Genomic DNA, 20,819 nt, shown 5'->3' with positions numbered 1-20,819 from the left:
TCCGGATTTCGGCGGAATCTTCTCCCGGTCTCTGCCCGCTCCTTGGTGCGAACGGGGAGCGGAATGACCCGTGTGACACGTGAGCATGTTTCGGGTGCGAAGACGCCGTTCCGTGTGCAGACCTTAACCCATCCGAGTCGCCTGGCCGCACTTCGGGACCCCGGCGGTGGTGCGGACCGGGACGAACATGTCAGTGTGGGTGCGTGACGGTCGCGCCGATAAGCTGTGCCGTCAGGTGGCGCCCGCCGGGCGCGACAGGCCCGGTCGAGTATTGAAGAAGGCGGTGGAATACCGTGCCGCACGCGGTGGACCCCAACCGTGCAGCCCAGCACGGGGGAGTGGTCATGCGACTCCTCGACGAGCTCTTCCCCCTCGTGGAGGGGTTCTATGTCGATCTCCACAAGAACCCGGAACTCTCCCACGCGGAGCACCGCACCGCCAGCGGCGTCGCCGAATGGCTGACCCGCACCGGCTACGAGGTCCACAAGGGCGTCGGGGGCACCGGCGTCGTCGGCATCCTCCGCAACGGGCCCGGCCCCACGGTGATGCTCCGCGCCGACATGGACGCGCTCCCCGTCGAGGAGAAGACCGGGCTGCCCTACGCCAGCACCCTGCGCGCTGAGGACGAGACCGGGACCGAGGTCCCCGTCATGCACGCCTGCGGCCACGACGCCCACACCGCCTGCCTGGTCGGAGCCGCCGACCTCCTCTCGGAGACCCGCGAGGAATGGTCCGGCACCGTGATGATCGTCGCCCAGCCCGGTGAGGAGACCCTCGACGGCGCCCAGAGGATGCTGGCCGACGGCCTCTTCGAGCGCTTCGGCCGCCCCGACGTCGTCCTGGGCCAGCACCTGGGCCCCCAGCCCGCCGGGCTCATCTCCCACCGCGCGGGGGTCATCCTCGGCTCCTCGGCCTCCTACCGGATCCGGGTGCACGGCGAGGGCGGGCACGCCTCCCAGCCGCACACCGCCGTCGACCCGGTGCTGATCGCCGCCAACATCGTCACCCGCCTCCAGGGCGTGGTGTCCCGCGAGGTCAGCCCCAGCGAGATGGCCGTCCTCACCGTCGGCCGCATCCAGGCCGGGACCAAGGCCAACATCATCCCCGACGAGGCCTACCTGGAGATCAACACCCGGGCCCTCAACGACGCGGTCGCCGCCCGGCTGGAGGAGTCCATCGAGCGCATCGTGCGCGCCGAGGCCGCCGCCTCCGGCGCCGCCCGCGAGCCCGAGATCGAGCGCTTCCAGGGCGCCGGGGTCACCCGCAACGACCCCGAGACCGTGTCCGCGGTCGCCGCCGCCCACCGCGCCTACTTCGGCGACCAGTACGTCATCCACCTGCCCGACCCGTCCCCGGCCACCGAGGACTTCGGGTACTTCGGGCTGCCCGACGACCCGCAGCCCATCCCGTACGTGTTCTGGTTCGTCGGCGCCACCCCGCACGACGTGTGGGACGCCGCCCCCGGCGACACGCCCTACGAGAAGCTCGGCAACGTGCCCAGCAACCACTCGCCGTTCTTCGCCCCCGCGCGCGAGCCCGCCCTGCGGGCCGGGCTGGCCGCCCTCACCGTCGCAGCCCTGTCCTACCTGGGCAGCGACCGCGAGGGCGCCCCCGCCCCCGCGCCCGCCGGCTCGGTGTTCCCCGGCCCCGCGCCCGACGACGCCCCGGTGCCGGTGCCCGTGCCCGCCGCCGACGTGCGCCCGGCGCCCGAGGAGCCCGCGATCGACCCGGCCGGGCCGCCCTCCGGGCCGCAGGAGGCCGGCGACTACGGCAACGACGCCTACGACAGCGCCTTCCTGGCCTCCTCCTGGGACGCGCCGCCCAAGGCGGCCGACTCCACCCACGACGCCGACATGGGCGCCGTGTTCCAGGCCCAGGACGAGGAGCTGCGCGAGGAGTGGCGCAACGAGAAGGTCGAGGAGTCGACCCTCTCCGCGGACATGGCCGCGTTCCTCGACGAGGACGAGGAGCCGCGCCGGCCCCCGGCGGGCCCGGCGTTCGGCGGACCGCCGCCCCAGGGCAGCGCCCACCACGCGCCGCCCCCCGGGCCGGACGAGGAGCGGCCCGGTCCCGACCACCGCTACTGACCCGGGGTGGGGGTCCTCCCCCGCAGCTGGGGAGACCCCGGGAGCGTCCGCCCCCTGCGGCACCCGCGGGAGATCCCGCTGCTGGTGATGTGCGTCGGAGTGACCCTGTTCACCGTGGCGGGGGCGGTCAGTCGCGCCTACTCCGGCGACCCCAACGAGCCGCTGCTGCTGCTCAGCATCCCCGCGCTGGTGTACTTCGTGCGCGGCCAGCTGTACGCGCGCCAGCGGGTCAACGGGGTGCGGATCACCGAGGAGCAGTTCCCCGAGGCGCACCGGATGGTGGTCGAGGCCGCGCGGGCGTTCGGGATGCGGGAGGTGCCCGAGGCGTACGTGGTGCCCGGCAACGGGGTGCTGAACGCCTTCGCCTCAGGGCACGGGTCGCGGCGCTACGTCGCCGTCAACAGCGACCTGTTCGAGGTGGGCGTGCGGCTGGGCGACCCGGACGCGCTGCGGTTCTTCATCGGGCACGAGGTCGGGCACATCGCCGCCGGGCACACGTCGTTCTGGCGGCAGTTCGGGATCTCCGTCGCCAACGTCATCCCCGGGGTGGGCAGCAGCCTGGGCCGGGCGCAGGAGTACACGGCGGACAACCACGCCTACGCGTTCTGCCCCGAGGGCGTGCAGGGCTTCCGGGTGATGGCCGCGGGCAAGTACCTGTACCGCTCCGTCGACTTCCAGGACATCGCCGACCGCGCCCACACCGACGCCGGGTTCTTCGTGCTCCTGGTCAACCTCCTGTCCGGCCACCCCGTGAACACGTTCAGGTTCGCCGCCCTGGCCGACCGCGGCCGGCCCGGGCGGGTGTTCTGACGCTCAGGCGTCGTCGCGCCGCCGGGGCAGCCTGGCCGCCACCTGCGGCGGCAGCGGCTCGTGGCGCAGGTAGCGGCGGGTGAACACGCCCGTCCCGTGCGACAGCGAGCGCAGCTCCACCGCGTAGCGGGTGATCTCCAGCTCGGGGACCTCGGCCCGGATGACCGCCCGGCCGCCCGGGGCCGGCTCGGAGCCCACCACCCGGCCGCGGCGCGCCGACAGGTCGCTCATCACGGTCCCCAACAGCTCGTCGTCGACCTCGACCTCCACCGAGTCCACCGGCTCCAGCATCGCCAGCTCCGCGGCGGCCGCCGCGTCCTTGAGCGCCAGCCGGGCCGCCTTCTGGAACGCCATGTCGGAGGAGTCCACCGAGTGGGCCTTGCCGTCGTAGAGGGTCACCCGGATGTCCACTAGCGGGTAGCCGGCGTCCACGCCGTCGGCCATCTGGGCGCGCACGCCCTTCTCCACGGACGGGATGTACTGGCGCGGGACCACGCCGCCCACGATCCTGTCGACGAACTCCAGGCCCGCCCCGGACTCCAGCGGCTCCACCTTGATCCGGCAGATGCCGAACTCGCCGTGGCCGCCGCTCTGCTTGACGTTGCGGCCCATGCCCTCGGCCGGGCAGGAGAACGTGGTGCGCAGCGGCACGCGCACCTCGCCGGTCTCCACCCGCACCCCGTACCGGTGCTCCAGCCGGTCCAGCGCCGCGTCCAGGTGCGCCTCGCCCAGGGTCCACAGCACCATCTGGTGGGTCTCCGGGTTCACCTCCACCCGCAGCGACGGGTCCTCGGCCACCAGCCGCGCCACCGAGTGCGACAGCCTGTCCTCGTCGGCGGAGGACGCGGCGGAGATCGCCACCGGCAGCAGCGGCTCCGGGAAGCGCCACGGCGCCACCCGCAGCGGGCGCTCCGGCGAGGAGAGCGTGTCACCGGTGCGGGCGTCGGGCAGCTTGGCCACCAGGCACACGTCGCCCGCGCCCACCGCACCCACCGGGTGGTTGTCCCGGCCCACCGGCACCGACAGGCCGCCCACCCGCTCGTCGCGGCCCGAGGTGTCCAGCTCGTCCGAGCCGGTCAGCCCCGACGGGACGCCGTGGCCGTGCAGGTGGACCACCGAGTCAGGGGACAGGGTCCCCGAGAACACCCGGACCAGGCTGGTGCGGCCCACGTACGGGTCGCTGGCGGTCGCCAGCACCTCCGCCACCAGCGGTCCGTCCGGGTCGCAGGACAGGCCGGGCACCGGCCGGGTCTGCGGGTCCACCACCTCCGGGAAGGGGCGGCGGGTCGGGTCCGGGCAGGAGACCGGCAGCTCGCGCAGGAGCTCGCGCACGCCCACGCCCGTGGTGGTGCCGATCGCCAGCACCGGGTGGAAGCCGCCCGCGGCCACGGCCTTCTGGAGGTCGGCGATGAGCAGGTCCGGGTCGAGCGCGCCGCCCTCCATGTAGCGCTCCATGAGGACCTCGTCCTCGCTCTCGGTGATGACCTCCTCCACGAGGGTCTCCCGCAGCGCCGCGGCCCGGTCGCTCAGGTTCTCCGGCGGGGTGCCGCCCCCGGCGGAGTCGTAGTCGTGGTAGCGCTCGGAGACCAGGCCCCACAGGCCGACCAGCCGCCGGTCCTCGCCGGAGCCCTCGAATGCCGGGAGGTAGGCGGCGTGGACGCCGCCGCCGAAGGCCTCGCGGCACTGGGCGACCACGTCCTCGAAGTCGGCGCGGGGGTGGTCCACCTTGGTGACCGCGACCGCGCGCGGCATGCCCACCGCGGCGCACTCCTCCCACAGCACCCGGGTGCGGCCGTCGACGCCCTCCAGGGCGGAGACGACGAACAGGGCGGCGTCGGCGCCGCGCAGCCCGGCGCGCATGGCGCCGATGAAGTCGGCGTAGCCGGGGGTGTCCAGGAGGTTCACCTTGACGTCGCCGACCATGACCGGGTTGACGGTCAGGTGCACCGAGCGCTTCTGGCGGATCTCGACCTCGTCACGATCGCTGACGGTCGTGCCCTCCTCCACGCTGCCGGGCCGGTGGATCGTCCCGGCGGCGGAGAGGAGGGCCTCGACCAGGCTCGTCTTCCCGGCGCCGGCCGGTCCGACCAGAGCGATGTTGCGGATCTGCGCGGGCCCTGCGGCCCTCGGTACGTCTACGGCTCGATCGACCATCCCCACTGCCCTGCCCTTCGGGATCCGTCCGGGGCCGGCCGGCCACCGACCCCTATGTGACCTGTGACACTCTCTCTACGGTCGCCCCTGGCCGGGATAACCACAAGGGGACGATGACCGGGATGTGCTCTATGACTCGTTTCGGACCCCTACTATTGCCCCGTGCCATGGTCCGAGACACTTCCTCAGTTCAGCCTCGCGGGGACCCTGCTGACGGTCCTGCTGCTCTTCTTCGCGGCGTTCGGCGAGCCCTATCTCGGCAGGCGGGCCTTCGCCTGGCTGTCGCGCCGCCGTGACACGGACGCGAACGCGCTGGTCAGGGTGCACGCCGTGACCATGGGCGTGCACGCGCTGTGGGGCGTGCTGGTGGTGGCCGTGCTGTTCACCTCCCCGGGGCTGGCCGCGGCCGACCTCGGGTTCCGGCTGCCGCACGCGCTGGGGCCGGTGGTGGGCGGAGCCCTGGGCGGACTGCTCGCCCTGGCCGCCCTGTGGGTGCTGGTCAACGGCCTGCCGTCGTGGCTGCGGGGCCGGCTGCCCCAGGGCGGGGCGAAGGGGCGCAAGCGCGGCGGCCGCCGCGCGGCCGCGGACCGGCCGGCGTCCCTGCCCGAACCCGAGCGGGACCGGTGGCTGCTGATCCCCTACACGCGCAACGAGCGCCTGGCCGCGGTCGGCGCCGCGGTGACCGGCGGCCTGTGCGCGGAGCTGCTCTACCGGGGGCTGTTCATCGTCCTGCTGGCGAGCATGGGCGTGCCCCTGTGGTTCGGCGCGGTGCTGTCGGTGCTGCTCTTCGCGGTGGCCTACCTGTACCAGGGCTGGTGGGGGCTGGTCAGCGCGGGGGCGTCGGGGACCCTCTTCGTGGTGCTGTACCTGGGCACGGGCAGCCTCTGGGTGCCGGTCCTGGTCCACGTGGCGCTGAACCTGCGCTCCCTGGCCTTCCCCCCGGCCGCGCTCCGCGAGGAGTCGTACGCCTACGACGACTACGAGGACGAGGACGGGGGAGGGGACGACGGCTCCGCCCCCGCGACCCCTCCGCACGGGAGCCCGGCCCTCGAATCCCCCCTCGCCCCGCCGCCCCCGGGCACCGGCCCCCACCCGGCCGCCCCCGCCGGGGCCTTGCCGTCGTCCGGCGGTCCGCAGTTCCGGCCGGATGCCCCCGGGACTCCCGCACTGGGCCCCGGCACCGGTGCGCACAGCGGCCCGCAGTCCCAGCCGGGCGCTCCTGTTGCCGATGTCTCGACGCCGGTCACCGGTCCTCACTCGCCTGCTCCCGCGTGGGGTACGCCCGCTGGGGGTTCGCCGTCGTTCGGCGGTCCGCAGTTCCAGTCGGGTGCTCCTGGGACCCCTGTGTCGGGCCCGGGCGCTGGTGCGCACAGTGGTCCGCAGTCGGGTGCCTCCGCGTGGGACGCCTCCGCCGGGGGTGCGCCGTCGTTCGGTGGTCCGGGCACCGGTCCTCGCCCTGCGGCTCCGGAGTGGGGTGCGCCTGCCGAGGCTTCGCCGTCGTTCGGTGGCCAGCAGCAGGGCGCCCCCGCGTGGGGTACGCCCGCTGGGGGTTCGCCGTCCCTCGGTGGTCCGCAGTTCCAGTCGGGTGCTCCTGGGACCCCTGTGTCGGGCCCGGGCGCCGGTGCGCACAGCGGTCCGCAGCCGGGTGCCCCCGCGTGGGATGCCCCCACCGGCGGCTCGCCGTCGCCGGACGGACCCCGCCCCGCTGCTCCGGCATGGGGTACCCCCGCTGAGGGGTCGCCGTCGTTCGGTGGTCCGCGGTCGGGTGCTCCTGCGTGGGACTCCTCCACCGGGGGCTTTTCGGCGCCGGACGGTCCACAGTTCCGTCCTGCCGCCCCCGGGGCGGGTGCTCCGATGCCGGGCACCGGTCCTCACCCCGTGGCTCCGGTGTGGGGCACGCCTGCCGAGGGTTCGCCTTCGTTCGGCGGTCCGCAGTTCCAGTCGGGTGCCCCCGGGGCTCCTGTGTCAGGCCCGGGTGCCGGTGCGCACAGTGGCCCGCAGGCGGGTGCCCCCGCGTGGGACGCCTCCGCCGGGGGCGCGCCGTCGTTCGGCGGTACGGGCACCGGCCCCCACACGGCCGGTCCCGCGTGGGGCGGCGACACCCTCGGCGGGTACGACGGCGACTTCCTCGGCGGCGACCCCGCCGACGGGGACGGGAACCGCCCGCTCTACCCCGACGAGCGCATCGACCGGCGCTTCGGCGACCGCTGACCGAGCCGCCCGGAGCATCCGTTCCGGGCCCGGGCGTCGTGTCCGACACACCCGGGGCGGGTTTTCCGAACGGGACGGATCGGGCACGATGGGAGTGTGTCCGACGCCATCGACCACCCGCAGCCGACCTCCCACCGCTACTGGCTCACCACCGCCGACGGTGTCGGCATCGACTCCGTGCTGCTGCGCGGCGCCCCCGGCCGCACCGCCGCCGTCGTGCTCGCCAACGGCTTCACCGGCAGCTACCGCAGCCCCCACACCCGGGCGATCGCCGAATCGCTCGGCTCCATCGCGGACGTCATGACCTTCGACTTCCGCGGCCACCACGGCTCCGGGGGGCACAGCACCGTCGGCAACGCCGAGATCCACGACCTGGAGGCCGTCGTCTCCCACCTGCGGGGGCTGGGCTACACCTCCATCGCCACGGTCGGCTTCTCCATGGGCGCCGCCGTCGTCGTGCGCCACGCCGCGGTCTACAAGGGCGTCGTCGCCGCCGTCTCCATCAGCGCGCCGAGCCGCTGGTACTACCGCGGCACCCGCAGGATGCGTCTGATCCACCTGGGCGTCGGCCGCACCGCGGGCCGCTTCTTCCTGCGCAGCTTCCGCAAGGTCCGCGTCGACGACCGCGGCTGGCAGACCCGGCCCGCCGAACCCCGCGAGATCGCCGGGGACATCGCCCCCACCCCGCTGCTGGTCGTGCACGGCGAGGCCGACACCTACTTCCCCACCTCCCACGCCACCGCCATCTACGAGGCCGCCGCCGAGCCCAAGGAGCTGTGGCTCGTCCCCGGCATGGGCCACGCCGAGCCCGCCGTGTCCCCGGAGCTGGCGCTCCGGCTGCGCTCCTGGCTGCGGGAGCACCTCCCCGAGACGGAGTACATGGGCTAAAAAGGGAGGATGATCCCCTCATCTCCCGTCGGTGCGGCCCCGGGCCTCAGAGGCCGCGGCTTCGCCCTGCTCATCGTCGCCACCGCCGTCGGACTGTGCGGCTTCGCCGCCGTCCTGCCCCTGGTGCCGCTGTGGGCGGTCCGGGGCGGGGCGGGGGAGTTCGGCGCCGGGAGCACCACGGCGGCGTTCATGCTCACCACCGTCCTCACCCAGCTGGCCATGCCCCGGATACTCGACCACGGCGGCTACCGCTGGGCCTTCCCCGTCGGCTCGCTCATCATGGGCCTGCCCGCCCCGCTGTTCGCCCTCAGCACCGACCTGGCCCCCCTCATCGCGATCTCCGCGGTCCGCGGGGTGGGCTTCGGCATGGCCAGCGTCGCCGGGACGGCGCTGGCCGCCCGGCTGGTCCCGCCCGAGCAGGTGGGCAGGGCCACCGGCTACTACGGGCTGGCGGTGGGCCTGCCGCAGGTCCTCATCCTGCCGGGCGGCGTCGCCCTGGCACTCGACCTCGGCTTCGACACCGCGTTCTGGCTCACCGGCCTGTGCTCCCTGATCGGCGCCGCCCTGTCGGCGGGCATCTGGTTCGCCGACGGCGGCCGCAACCGCCCGCTGCTGAGCGCCGCGCCGCGCTCGCCGGCGGCCGCCGGCCGCGGCGCCTCCCTGGCCGCTCCGCTGGTGCTCATGCTGCTGACCGCCTCGTCGGCCGGGGCCGTCGTCACCTTCGTCGCGGTGCCCCTGGCCGACACCCCCTGGCTCGTGGGCACGACCCTGGCGGCCTACGCGGCGACGGTGGTGGTCGGCCGGTGGAGCGCCGGGGCCTCCTACGACCGCTACGGCCGCACCCTGCTGCTGCTCCCCGGGATGGCGGCCGCCGTCTGCGGCACCGCCCTGATCGCGGTGGGCCTGTGGGGCCAGGCCGGCTGGGTCCTGGCCGGGGCCGCCCTGTTCGGCCTGGGGTTCGGCGCGGTCCAGAACGAGACCGTCACCCTCATGCTGAACCGCGCCGGCCCGACCGGTCAGGGTCGGGCCAGCGCGGTGTGGAACATCGGCTACGACGCCGGGGCGGGGGCCGGGGCGATGGCCCTGGGCCTGTTCATCCAGACGCTGGGCTACGGCCCCGCCTTCGCGGTGCTGGCCGTGGCGCTGGCGGCCGTCCTGCCCCTGGCACGGGTCAGTAGGCGGTGATGTGCACGTGGTCGTAGTGGTTCTGGGTGATGCTGCCCCGGTCGTTCATGAACCGCCACGAGCGGTTGCCCGAGTGCCAGATCTGCTGCTCCCAGATCACGTACTCCACGCCGAGCCGGTCGGCGTTGTTGATCGCGTAGTCGGCGATCCGCTGCCCCCACGCCTGGTTGTCCGCGGAGGGGTGGGTGCCGTAGCTGACCATGAAGTCGCAGGCCCGGCCCTCGCCGTGGTCGTCGGCGCTGCCGCGCCAGCAGCCCACCGGGAGCGGGACGCCGACGTTGCGGATGATCTCGTCGCGGATCGCGGCCATGCGGGGGGTGGTCTGCTCCCACCCGCTGCCGACGGCGCTCTGCGGGATGTCGCCGGTGCCGCCGCCCGCGGGCGGGTCGGGCACCTGTGACTCCTCGTACTCCTCGATCTTCTCCGCGACCTCCTCCTTGTTCTCCTCCAGCTCCTCGATGAGCTCCTCGGCGTCCTCGAGTTCGGTCTCGAGCTCGTCGCGGACCTCCTGGGCCTCGTCGCGGGTCTCGATCAGGCCGGAGATCTGCTCGGCCTGGCTCTCGCCGAGGTAGGTGAGGGTGGCGGCGTCCCCGTACACGTCCTGGGGGTCGCTGGAGAAGATCACGGAGAACGCGGGGTCGAAGCCGTTGCTGCTCGTCTTGTACTGGGTGGAGACGATGGCCGAGACCCCCGACCGGGAGCCCTCGAGCCGCTCCTCGATCTCCTGGAGGTCCTCCTCGGCCTTCTCGACGCGCTCCTTGATCTCGGTGAACTGCAGCAGTTCGCCCTGGTAGGTCTCTTCGAGCTCTTCGGCTCGCCGCTCCAGCTCCTCGATGTCCACCTCGTCGTCGTCCGGCTCCGCGAGGGCCGTTCCGGGCAGGGCGACGGCGAGGGCGGCGACGGCGGCCGCCAGCGACAGCGCGGCGCGCCTACCGCGCCGTGAACGGGGCGTGGGTGTCATGTCTGCTCCGAGAGAGGTCAGGGGGCATCCGGGCGGGGGGCACCGTGGCGGAGGATGCTCAGCCGACCCTATGAGATCGTGGCGTTACATGCCTAGTGCGTTGACTCACGGGACTGTGGGGGAGTGTGCGGGGATGCGTCCGAAGATACCCGTACCGGAGGACCGGAGTGACCCCTTCGCCCCGGGTTCAGCCGATTCCGCCGAAGGCACTGGGCAGCGGGCCCGCGGGCCGGGGCTCCTCCTGCGGCATGAACCAGTCTGAGCGCCGGATGTCGCGCAGCGCCTGCTTGCGCAGCTCGGGGGTGAGCCGCTCGATGTACAGCACCCCGTCCAGGTGCTGGGTCTCGTGCTGGAGGGCGCGCGCCATGAGGCCCTCCCCGGACACGGTGACCGGCTCGTTGCGCAGGTCCACGCCGGTGACGACCGCGCGCATGGCCCGCTGCGTGGGGTACCAGAGCCGGGGGATGGACAGGCAGCCCTCCTCGCCGTCCTGGGTCTCCTCGGAGAGCTCGGTCAGCTCGGGGTTGATGACGTAGCCGATGCGCCCCTCGACGTTGTAGCTGAACACCCGCAGGCCCACCCCGATCTGGGTGGCGGCCACTCCGGCGCGGCCGGGGGCGTCGACGGTGTCCAGCAGGTCCTTGACCAGGGCTTCGGTGTGCCGGTCGAACTTGGTGACGGGCGTGGTCGGGGTGACGAGGACGGGATCGCCGAAGCGGACGATGGGGCGCAGGGTCATGCCCACAGGGTAGTCGCTGCGCCACGCGGGCGTTCCGGCCGCCCGCGACGGGGCCTCAGGCGGCGGCCAGGCCGGGGCGCAGGGCGTCGTCCAGGACCATCTCGATGTAGTCCAGGGCGGCCCGGCGGCGGGCCAGGGCGCTCTCGTACAGGGAGGGCGCGCCGCTGCCCCGGCGGACGCGCAGGCACTCGTTGACGATGCGCTGCCATCTCTCGGGGAAGGCGTGCAGGGCGTAGGCGCCGGCGCTGGACTTGGAGGTGATCTCGCCGGTCTTGAGGGTGAAGTGCAGGCGGCTGACGCTGAGCACGCTCCAGGAGGGGGCCAGGGACCCCAGGACGGCGAGGCCGCGCGGGGTGACCAGGCGGCCGGCCTTCTCCCGCCACCGGCGCCACTGCTCGTCCAGGGAGCCCAGCGACCAGGTGCGCAGGCTCTCGCGCTCGTCCCACACGTCGAGTTCGAGCGGGTGGGGGCCGCGCAGGGTGACGCCGTGGCGGGCCAGGATGTGCCAGGTGACCGGGTTGACGTCGGCGGCGGCCCGGTCGCGGAACCGGCCTCCGATGACGGAGGGGACGGAGCCGCACCGCGCGGGGTCGTGGGTGAGGTCGTCCCAGGTCACGTGGATGCCGTTGAACTGGGGGCGGGGGATGTCGGCGCGGGTGCGCGCGTGCGCCTGGCGGAGCAGGTCGCCCTCCCGCGCGCCGGGGCGCCGGGAGGTGACGACGACGAAGTCGACGTCGCTGGTGTGCGGGCGGAAGTCGCCCAGGGCCACCGAACCGGTCAGGTAGAGGCCCTCCACCAGGCCGGGGGAGACCCGGTCGGCGTGTTCGAGGAAGGTCTGCGCGAGTGTCCGTACCCGAGGGTGGACGGCCATGCTCACTCCAGTCTGGACGATGCGGTGCTCCGGCGGAGCACGGGACCCGGAGTCGGGGGAACCTCCGGGGCCGATGTGCCGGGCGGGGCCGTTGAGGCTCCCGGGCCTGCGGTGACATCAGTGCTCCACTTCTCAAGTGTGGGTCCCCTTTCGGGGCGATGGCAAGTGATGGCACCGCACTCGCACCCTGCCCCCACGGGGTGAGTGGTGCGCGGTCCAGGGTGAAAGATGGGACTGTGCACCCTTGACGCACCGGCGGGGGACGTGCTATCAGATGCGCGGGCGGGGGTCCCTCCGGCCGCTTTTCGGGCACCGGCCCGCGAATCGGTACCGGGTGTCATTTCGGGCGTTATGTCGGGAGGTGTGGCGCGCACATTCTGCGGCACGTGCATCGGCACGAGGCGAATGCATGGGAATTGCTTTGCCGGGAATTTCTCCAGAGAACTTCCCGGTAAATTCCGGCGTTGCCTCGGGCGGGCCGTCCGGGGCGGTGTCCCCCGCGTTCCTCCGGTCGGCCTCCCCCGTGGCGCGGACTTTCGGGAAGTCCTACCAGGTAGGGGGTGGAGTGTGCGCGGTGCGCCGGGAGGCGCCGGGGTGACGGGGCTCCGGATGAGGTGTAGACCACTGTCCCGAGAAGTGGACACGCCCGAATTTTTCGGCGATTGTTATGGTTCACCAAGAGATGCTCTGGTGATAACCATCACAGCCATTGTCCGCTGTTTTCCTGTGCGTAACACGGGGCCACCCCCATGAAACCGTGCCCCTTTAGCCTCGCAGAACGGCAGCGATCCGAAAAGACGACGAAGGAGCCGCGCATGGTCCCCACGATGGTTCTCGTAGCCGACGACTCGCGTGACGCCCAACGACGTGAGGCCCTGTGCGGACTGGCCGAGGCGGTGGCCGGCCGGGGGGAGGCGCCCGTCGCGGCCGCCTTCGGCAGCCCCGACGAGGTGGCCGCCGCACTCCGCTCCGTCCGCGGGCCCAAGGTGGTCGTGCCGGCGTTCGTCGCCGGAGGCGACGTCGCCAGCGCCCACCTGCTCTCCCGCCTCGGCCTCGGCGGGATGCCCGACGCCTGCCGCACCCCGCCCCTGGGCGCGGTGCCCTCGATCGTGGCCGACCTGGCCGCCCGCCTGTCCGACTCCGGGTGGGGGAGGGGGGACGGTGTCGTCCTGGCCGCCGACGGCACGACCGGCACCGAGGAGCGCCAGGTCGTGATGGACGTGGCCCGCATGCTCAGCCGCCGGCTGGGCTCCCCGGTGCAGGTCGGCTACCTGCGCACCTGGGCGCCGTCGGTGTTCGACGCGGTCGACCGGCTGCGCCGCGACGGCCACGAGAACGTGGCGGTCGCCGCCTGGAGGCTCGTCGACGGGCCCGACTTCGACCTGCTGCGGGGGCTGGACGTCACCGCCATCACCACGCCGCTGTGGCCGTCGGAACTGGTCGTGGACACCCTGCTGGCCCAGCACCGGGCCGCGAAGGGGCGGCTCGTGTGAGATGTCCGGAACGACCGCGCGGACCTCACCCGAGGTGACATGATGACCCCCGAGGGCGACGGCGTCGGCGGAACGGGAGAACGCCCCGGCGAGGGGACGGCCGCGGGCCGTTACCCCTCCGACGGGTCTGGGTATGGGCCTTGAGGGCGGGAACTCCCCGCACCCGCGGCACGGCCCGGACCGCGCCCGCGCCCACGGAGCGCGCGACCGCCCGGAACGCGTCCCCTCCCCGACCCCGCGGCCGGGACGCGGGGGCGCGTACGACCCGGTGAACGGCCCGGAGCCCCGGACACGCCCGCGCGTCGGAGGCTCGACCCCGGCAGGCAGCGACGTGAGCGGACCGAAGGTGGATGTATGAACGACGTCACTACGCAGTTCGTCGACGACCGGCAGCGCCGTCGTCTGGAACGGCGCTTCGGCGTGCACGTGGGCGAATGGCTGGCCGGACTGCCCGCCGTCGTGGACGAGCTCGCCACCGAGTGGCGGCTCACCGTCGAGGGCGCGGCGCCCCACGGCCGCACCTCCGTGGTCCTGCACGTCCTGGGCGCCGACGGGCGCAGGGGAGTGGTCAAGCTCTCCCCGGACAGCGGTCTGGCGGTCGCCGAGGCCGGGCTGCTGCGCCTGTGGGAGCCGACCGGGAGGGTGCCGCAGGTCTGGGGGCTGGACCCGCGCCACGGCGCGGTGTTCATGGAGCGCGTGGAGGGCGACACCGTCGCCGCCCGGGGAGAGGTCCCGGAGATGGAGACGGTCGGGGCGCTCATCGCCGACCTGCACGCGGCCGAGGTGTCCCGCGAACGGCGCCAGGAGCTGCCGCCGCTCACCTCCCGGGTGCAGTTCGTCTTCGACCTGTGGGAGCGCGAACGCTCCGAGGGACCGGCCGGCGAGGTCGTCCCGGCGTCGGTCATGCACCGCGCCCGCGCCCTGGCCCGCGACCTCGCCAACGGCCGCGAGGGGGGTGTCCCCCTGCACGGAGACCTCCACCCCGGCAACGTCATCGACGGGGGAGAGCGCGGCCTGGTCGCGCTGGACCCGCGCGGCTGCCTGGGCGACGGCGCCGTGGACGCGGTGGACTGGGCGATGTGGAAGGCCGGCGACAGCGGGGAGGTGGAGCGACGGGTGTCCGTCCTGTCCCGCGTGATGGACGTCGACGCCGAGCGCATGATGCTCTGGGTGCGCGCCTTCGCCCCCTGCCTGGCCGTCTCCAAGATCAACCGGGGGCACCTCGGCGCCGACGAGTTCGACCTGCTCATGGGGCTGGCCGCGGGGGACCCCGCCCCCGCCCGCTGATCGGGGCCGGGGCGGGCCCCGGCCGGCCCGGGGTCAGGTCGTGTTCTCGAACCGGTACCCCCGGCCCGCCTCCGTGATGAGGTACCGGGGCCGGCCCGGGTCGGGCTCCAGCTTGCGCCGCAGCTGAGCCATGTACACCCGCAGGTAGTTCGTCTCGCTCTGGTAGGCGGGCCCCCACACGTCGTGCAGCAGGCGGCGCTGGCTCACCAGCTGACCGGCGTTGCGGGCCAGGATCTCCAGGATGTGCCACTCGGTGGGGGTGAGCCGCACCTCCTCGCCGCCGCGCACCACACGCTTGGCGCCCAGGTCCACGCTGAAGGAGTCGGTGCGCACCACCGGGGCCTCCTCCGCGCGCACCGACCGCCGCTCGGCCGCCCGCATCCGGGCCAGCAGCTCGTCCATCCCGAACGGCTTGGTCACGTAGTCGTCGGCGCCCGAGTCCAGGCAGCGCACCTTCTCCCCGGCCGAGTGCCGCGCCGACAGCACGATGATCGGGACCTGCGACCAGCCGCGCAGCCGCCGGATGACCTCCAGCCCCTCCATGTCGGGCAGCCCCAGGTCGAGCAGGACCACGTCGGGGTTGTGGTCGGCGGCCAGCCGCAGCGCGGCGGCCCCGTCGGCGGCGGTGTCCACGTCGTGCCCGCGCGCCCGCAGGTTGATCGTCATGGCCCGGATGATCTGGATGTCGTCGTCAACGACCAGGACCCGCATCGGCCCCCCTCGTGCTCTCGTCGTCCGTGCCGCCGGTACCGGTCGCGGCCCCGTCCCCGTCCGGGTCCACCGCTCTCAGGGTGAACACCATCGTCAGCCCGCCGCCGGGGGTGTCCTCGGGGGTGAGGGTGCCGTGCATCGCCTCAACGAAACCACGGGCCACCGCCAGTCCCAGGCCCACCCCCGTGCCCTGCGGCGCGTCGCCCAGGCGCTGGAACGCCTCGAACATCCGCTGCTTGCCCTCGTCCGACACCCCGGGACCGCGGTCCACCACCCGCAGCTGCACCTCGTCGCCGTGGGTGCTGGCCGCCACCAGGACCGGGATGCGCGGGTCGGGGTTGTGGCGCACCGCGTTGGAGACCACGTTGGCGACCGCCCGCTCCAGCAGCCCGGCGTCGGCCACCACCCGGGGCAGGCAGTCGGGGACGTCCACGGTGACGGCGTCGTGCGGCAGCCCCAGCAGTGTGATCGGGACGACCTCCTCCAGGCCCACCGGGCCCAGCTTGGGGCGCACGCTGTCGGTGTGCACCCGGCTCATGTCGAGCAGGTTGTCGATGAGCCGGTTGAGGCGGTCGGTGGACTCCTCCACGGTCTCCAGCAGCGCCTCCCGGTCCTCCTCGGTCAGCGTGATGTCGGTGGCGCGCAGGCTCGACAGGCTCGCCTTGATCGAGGTCAGCGGAGTGCGCAGGTCGTGGGAGACCGCGGCCAGCAGGGCGGTGCGTATCCGGTTGCCCGCCGCCTGGCGCCGGGCCTCGGCCGCGTCCCACTCCAGCCGCTGGTGCTCCAGGGCGATCCCGATGTGCGCCGCGAACGCCCGCAGCACCCCCCGGTCGGCCGCGGGCAGCACCCGGCCGCGCAGCGCCAGCGCCAGGGTGTCGGAGATCGACACCAGCACGTCCGCCTCCTCGGGGGAGTCGGCCGCCGGGGTCCCGACCCTGTGCACCGGCCGCCACCGTTCGCCGTCCAGCGGCCCGCCCTCGTCGTCGCCCCCCTCCCCGGCGGAGGCGTCGACCCGTTCCAGCAGGGTCGCCGACCGCTGCCCGAAGGTCTCCCGGATGCGCCGCAGCAGCGCGTGCAGGGGCTCGTTGCCGGACAGGACGCTGCCGGCCAGCAGCGTCACCGCGTCGGCCTCGGCCCGGGCCCGCGCCGCCTGCGCCGACCGGCGGGCCGCCATCTCCACCACGATCGCCACCAGCGTGCCGACCAGGGTGAACGCCACCAGCGCCAGCATGTTGTCCACCGACACCGAGGGCCGCCCGTGCAGCGGCGACAGCAGCGCGGTGAGCAGGATCGCGCTCCACAGCGCCGAGACCAGCGCCGGGCGCAGGCCGCCGACGGCCGCCGTGGACACGGTGATCAGGAGCAGCAGCATCGCGTCGGAGGCCGGGCCGCTGTCGGTGAACGGCGGCAGCGCCAGCACCAGGGACATCAGGGTGGGCGCCAGCAGGGCCAGCGACCAGCCCGCCAGCCTGCGGTGCTCGCCCAGCCCGCGCCCCGGCGGCGGCAGCGGCCAGCGCCCGCTGCCCACCTCCTCGTGCGTGACGATGTGCACGTCGATGTCGCCGGACTCGCGGGCGACGATGGCTCCCACGCCCGGCCCGAACATGTACTGCCAGGCGCGTCGCCGCGACGAGCCCAGCACGATCTGGGTGGCGTGCACTCCGCGGGCGAACTCCAGCAGCCCTGTGGGCACGTCGTTGGCGACCACCTGGTGGTAGGTGCCGCCCAGCTCGGCGAGCAGCCGCCGCTGCCGCAGCAGGTCGTCGCCGGGCGCCCGGGAGATCCCCTGCGGGGGGACCACGTGCACGGCCAGCAGGTGGCTGGGCTGGGGGTGGCCGCCCCGGGAGCGGGCCGCCACCCGGGCGGCGCGGCGGATCAGGGTCTCGCCCTCGGGCCCGCCCGTCAGCGCGACGACGACCCGCTCGCGCGCCTCCCAGGTGCGGCGGATCTCGTGCTCGCCCCGGTAGCGGGCCAGTCCCGCCTCCACCTGGTCGGCGGTCCACAGCAGCGCCAGCTCGCGCAGGGCGGCCAGGTTGCCCTCGCGGTAGTAGTCGGCCAGCGCGGCGTCCACCCGCTCGGCCGGGTGGATGTCGCCGTGCGCCATCCGGCGGCGCAGCTCCTGGGGGGTGACGTCGACCAGTTCGACCTCGGCGGCCCGGCGCACCACGTGGTCGGGGACGGTGCGGTCGGGGCGGACGCCGGTGATCTGGTGGACGACGTCGTTGAGCGACTCCAGGTGGTGGATGCCCACGGTGGACAGCACGTCGATGCCCGCCTCCAGCAGCTCCTCGACGTCCTGCCAGCGGGTCGGGTTGGGGGAGCCGGGCGGGTTGGGTCCGGCCAGGTCGTCCACCACCGCCAGCCGGGGCGCCCGGGATATCACCGCCGCGGTGTCGACCGACCCCGAGGGGTGGAGCGGGACCGACTCCAGCCGGGAGAGCAGCTCCGCCGTGCGCTCCCGCCGGTGCGTGTCGACCGCCGTGACCACCACGTGGACGCCGTCGGCGGCCCGGCGGCAGGCCTCGGCCAGCGCGCCGTGCGTGGTGCCGACCCCGGGTGCCGAGCCCAGATAGATACGGAGTTTTCCTCGTCCCACGGCATCCATTGTCGTGCCGCGGGAACGCTCCGTGGCCGGTATCGGTCGGAAAACCGGGCCCTGTGGGGCGGGGGAGGCGCACGATCCGTGAAAACCTGTGACAGCGCTTCGTGCACCGCACGGAACGCCGTGTCATGTGCGCGCCCCCGCGCCCGGGACCGCCCGGACCCGCCGCCCCGGCGGGATGCGTTCCCGCCGGGGGCGGGTATCCCCCTGGGAGGCGGTCCCCGCCGCCCCCGCCAACGACGAAACCCCCGGTGAGGAGGTGCGGCGCCGATCCGCCCGGAACGGCGCCGCGGAACCGATGACGTATCCCCCCGACGACCGCTCCTTCCCCGGCCCGCCCGGCGGTCCGGCCTTCCCGGGCCCGCTCGGGGTCCCCGGTGTCCCCGGCCACGGCCCGCCGCCCGGTGCCGGCGGCGGCCTCCCGCCCGGCCTCCCGCCCGGCGGACCGCCCCCGGGCCCGCCCGGCGGGCCGCCCCCCGGACCGCCGCCGCGCCGCTCCCGCAAGGGGGTGGTGATCGCGGCCGGCGCCGTCGCGGGGGTGCTGGTGGCCGGACTCCTGGGCTTCGCGGTGTGGGAGTCGGCGGGCGGCCGCCCCTACGCCGAGCTGGCCTCCTGCCGCGACGTGCTGCCCGCGCAGGTGGTCGACACCGTCCCCGGCGCCGACGGCGCCCGGGCCGAGGGCGAGTTCGTCACCATGGACGAGCAGGAGTGGTACTCCGACGACGCCGAACTGGAGGAGGCCGGCTACATCGGCCAGCTGAGCTGTTACGTCTCCGACGACGGCGAGGAGTGGGGGCTGGTCGTCAACGCCTCCCTGTTCGACCACGAGCGCTCCCGGGAGTACTTCGAGGACACCGTCCAGGAGATGGAGGACCGGATCGGCGACCTGGACCGCGGCCGCGACGACGAGGACGTCCTGGAGTGGGCGCGCACCCCGGCGGGCGACGGCGGGATCGTGACCCTCCACGACTACGACGGCGACCGGTCGGCGGTCGCCGCCTTCCAGGACGTCAACGTGCAGGTGTACGTCCACTACACCGTCCCCGGGGACGTCGACGACGCCGAGGCGATGGAGTTCATGGAGGACTTCTCCGGGCAGCTCCGCCGCCAGCTCTCGCGCACCTCGGAGAGGGCGTGACGGAACGCCGCCGGGGCGCGGGCGCGCGGGCGGTCCCCGCGCACCCGCGCCCGGTCAGTCCCGCGCGTCCGGGATGAGCTTGCCCGGGTTGAGCACGCCCTCCGGGTCCAGCGCCGCCTTGACCGCCCGCAGCACCTCCGCGCCCAGCGGGCCGATCTCCGCGGCCATCCACGGCCGGTGGTCGGTGCCCACCGCGTGGTGGTGGGTGATGGTCCCCCCGTTCGCGACGATCGCGTCGGAGGCGGCGCGCTTGGCGCCCTCCCAGCGCGCCAGGGGGTCCCCGCCCGCCGCCGTCGCCACCGTGAAGTACAGGGACGCCCCGGTCGGGTAGGTGTGCGACACGTGGCACATCACCACGACCCCGCCCTCGTCCCCCTCCAGCGCCGCGGTCAGGGCGCCGGTGACGGCGGAGTACAGCGGCAGCAGGTCGGTCCAGCTCGCCGCGGTCTCCAGGGTCTCGGCGAGCACGCCCGCCGACAGCAGGGTGTCGCGCAGGTAGGGGGAGGAGAAGCGGTTCTCCCGCCAGTGCGCCACCGGCCCCGCGCCCAGCGGGGTGCCGCCCGCCCGCGACAGCACCTCGCGCACCGCCGCGGAGCGGTCGGCCACCTCGGCGGCGGTGCCCTCGAACCCGAGCACGGCCTGGCAGCCCGGCCGCGCCTCGTGCCCGCCCAGGGCGGCGCCCACGAACGTCTCGGACTCGTCCAGGATCCGCGCCATGGTGGGCCGGGTGTCGGACTGGGCCAGGGCGCGCAGGGCGTCCACCCCCGTGGCGAAGTCGGGGAACGACCACGCCTCGTCCAGGACCGTTCCGGGGAGGGGGCGCACCCGTACGCCGACCTCCGTGATCACGCCCAGCGTGCCCTCCGAGCCGAGCAGCAGCCGGCGCAGGTCGGGCCCGGCCGCCGACGCCGGGGCGCCGCCCGCCTCCAGGGTGCCGCGCGGGGTCGCCGCGCGCAGCGACACCACCATGTCCTCGAACCGGCCGTACCCGGAGGACGCCTGGCCGCTGGAGCGGGTGGCGGCGTACCCGCCGATGGTCGCGTACTCGTGGCTCTGCGGCAGGTGGCCGAGCATCAGCCCGTGCCGGGCCAGCAGCTCCTCGGCCGCCGGTCCGCGCACGCCCGCCTCCAGGACGGCGGTCATCGAGGTGGCGTCCAGGGAGACCAGCCGGTCCAGGCGGCGCAGGTCCAGGGCGACGACGGAGCCGAAGCGGCCGCGCAGCGGGGTCAGCCCGCCGACGACGCTGGTGCCGCCGCCGAAGGGCACCACGGCGATCCGCTCGGCGGAGCAGACCTCCAGCAGCCTCTGCACCTCGTCGTGGCCGGCGGGGTAGAGCACGGCGTCGGGCGCGGGGTCGGCCGCTCCCGACCGGCGCAGCAGCAGGTCGGGGGTGCTCTTGCCGCCCGCGTGGCGCAGCCGGGCCGCGTCGTCGGTGCGGACGTGCTCCCCGCCCACGACCGCGGCCAGCGCGGCGCGGGCCCGTTCGGTGAGGGCGGAGGGCGCCAGCTCCACCGCCTCCTCGGGGACGGGGGGACGCTCGTCGAGCCGGGCGCGCAGCACCTGGGCGATGAGGTCGCGCAGTCCGGGGTCCAGCTCCCGGGCCCTGGCGGGGTCCCCCCAGGCGAACCAGCTCATCTCGGGGGCGGTGCGGGGTGTGGTGTCGTCAGCCATGCTCTACAGTT

Annotated in this window: 15 protein-coding genes; 8 read left to right on the top strand and 7 right to left on the bottom strand. The window is 74.4% G+C overall.

Going from position 1 to position 20,819, the window contains the following annotated elements:
• Positions 1–344 precede the first annotated feature (344 nt).
• Both ACFVNO_RS09340 and ACFVNO_RS09335 read left to right on the top strand, forming a co-directional pair.
• On the top strand, positions 345–2,087 hold the full coding sequence (locus ACFVNO_RS09340) for an amidohydrolase (protein WP_355258094.1): 1,743 nt from the start codon (positions 345–347) through the stop codon (positions 2,085–2,087).
• An 87-nt stretch (positions 2,088–2,174) separates the two neighbouring features.
• Positions 2,175–2,897, top strand: coding sequence for a M48 family metallopeptidase (locus ACFVNO_RS09335; RefSeq protein ID WP_220565324.1), 723 nt, complete (start codon positions 2,175–2,177; stop codon positions 2,895–2,897).
• 3 nt (positions 2,898–2,900) lie between these two features.
• Here ACFVNO_RS09335 and ACFVNO_RS09330 read toward each other — a convergent pair whose 3' ends face one another.
• Positions 2,901–5,051: an elongation factor G-like protein EF-G2 gene (locus tag ACFVNO_RS09330; protein WP_355258091.1), complete on the bottom strand. Its 2,151-nt coding sequence runs from the start codon at positions 5,049–5,051 to the stop codon at positions 2,901–2,903.
• Between the two features lie 162 nt (positions 5,052–5,213).
• Between ACFVNO_RS09330 and ACFVNO_RS09325 the strand changes: the two genes are divergently transcribed.
• From ACFVNO_RS09325 to ACFVNO_RS09315, 3 genes are all read left to right on the top strand, one after another.
• Complete coding sequence (locus ACFVNO_RS09325) at positions 5,214–7,262, top strand: type II CAAX prenyl endopeptidase Rce1 family protein (protein WP_378891016.1); 2,049 nt, start codon at positions 5,214–5,216, stop codon at positions 7,260–7,262.
• A gap of 96 nt (positions 7,263–7,358) precedes the next feature.
• Entirely contained in the window at positions 7,359–8,150 is a 792-nt protein-coding gene (locus ACFVNO_RS09320) for an alpha/beta hydrolase (protein WP_220563030.1), read from the top strand.
• Positions 8,151–8,159: 9 nt separating this feature from the next.
• The gene (locus ACFVNO_RS09315; protein WP_355258084.1) at positions 8,160–9,335 is read left to right on the top strand and encodes an MFS transporter; all 1,176 of its coding nucleotides are present in this window, start codon (positions 8,160–8,162) and stop codon (positions 9,333–9,335) included.
• Here ACFVNO_RS09315 and ACFVNO_RS09310 read toward each other — a convergent pair.
• The 3 genes from ACFVNO_RS09310 to ACFVNO_RS09300 all read right to left on the bottom strand — a co-directional run bounded on the left by ACFVNO_RS09310 (position 9,322) and on the right by ACFVNO_RS09300 (position 11,906).
• A complete protein-coding gene (locus tag ACFVNO_RS09310; protein ID WP_355258081.1) occupies positions 9,322–10,296 on the bottom strand; it encodes a hypothetical protein in 975 nt (324 codons plus the stop codon). The two genes, ACFVNO_RS09315 and ACFVNO_RS09310, sit on opposite strands and share 14 nt — an antisense overlap.
• Before the next feature lie 187 nt (positions 10,297–10,483).
• Positions 10,484–11,035, bottom strand: coding sequence for a peptide deformylase (gene def / locus ACFVNO_RS09305; RefSeq protein WP_355258078.1), 552 nt, complete (start codon positions 11,033–11,035; stop codon positions 10,484–10,486).
• A 55-nt stretch (positions 11,036–11,090) separates the two neighbouring features.
• Positions 11,091–11,906 carry an aminoglycoside adenylyltransferase domain-containing protein gene (locus tag ACFVNO_RS09300; protein WP_355258075.1) on the bottom strand — a complete coding sequence of 272 codons (816 nt, stop codon included), beginning with the start codon at positions 11,904–11,906 and terminating at the stop codon, positions 11,091–11,093.
• Positions 11,907–12,721: 815 nt separating this feature from the next.
• Here ACFVNO_RS09300 and ACFVNO_RS09295 point away from each other — a divergent pair.
• Complete coding sequence (locus ACFVNO_RS09295; RefSeq protein WP_220563025.1) at positions 12,722–13,399, top strand: sirohydrochlorin chelatase; 678 nt, start codon at positions 12,722–12,724, stop codon at positions 13,397–13,399.
• A 354-nt stretch (positions 13,400–13,753) separates the two neighbouring features.
• Positions 13,754–14,686, top strand: a complete 933-nt coding sequence (locus ACFVNO_RS09290; RefSeq protein ID WP_355258071.1) for an aminoglycoside phosphotransferase family protein — start codon at positions 13,754–13,756, stop codon at positions 14,684–14,686.
• Positions 14,687–14,719: 33 nt separating this feature from the next.
• On the opposite strand, the gene ACFVNO_RS09285 is transcribed toward ACFVNO_RS09290, so the two are convergent.
• Entirely contained in the window at positions 14,720–15,397 is a 678-nt protein-coding gene (locus tag ACFVNO_RS09285; RefSeq protein WP_355258068.1) for a response regulator transcription factor, read from the bottom strand.
• Positions 15,378–18,002 (bottom strand): ATP-binding protein, encoded by a 2,625-nt coding sequence (locus ACFVNO_RS09280; RefSeq protein ID WP_378891007.1) that lies wholly within the window; start codon positions 18,000–18,002, stop codon positions 15,378–15,380. The genes ACFVNO_RS09285 and ACFVNO_RS09280 overlap by 20 nt, the downstream gene beginning before the upstream one ends.
• A gap of 508 nt (positions 18,003–18,510) precedes the next feature.
• Here ACFVNO_RS09280 and ACFVNO_RS09275 point away from each other — a divergent pair.
• Positions 18,511–19,137, top strand: a complete 627-nt coding sequence (locus tag ACFVNO_RS09275) for a hypothetical protein (RefSeq protein WP_378891004.1) — start codon at positions 18,511–18,513, stop codon at positions 19,135–19,137.
• A 54-nt stretch (positions 19,138–19,191) separates the two neighbouring features.
• Here the strand turns inward: ACFVNO_RS09275 and ACFVNO_RS09270 are convergent, their stop codons facing one another.
• On the bottom strand, positions 19,192–20,808 hold the full coding sequence (locus tag ACFVNO_RS09270) for an FAD-binding oxidoreductase (protein ID WP_378891001.1): 1,617 nt from the start codon (positions 20,806–20,808) through the stop codon (positions 19,192–19,194).
• Positions 20,809–20,819 lie beyond the last annotated feature (11 nt).

Origin of the sequence: Nocardiopsis sp. NPDC057823, assembly GCF_042797335.1 — a bacterium.
In the GTDB taxonomy this organism is placed as follows: domain Bacteria; phylum Actinomycetota; class Actinomycetes; order Streptosporangiales; family Streptosporangiaceae; genus Nocardiopsis; species Nocardiopsis changdeensis.
The sequence above is the reverse complement of the archived record's forward strand: the minus strand, read 5'-3'. Positions and strand labels throughout refer to the sequence as shown.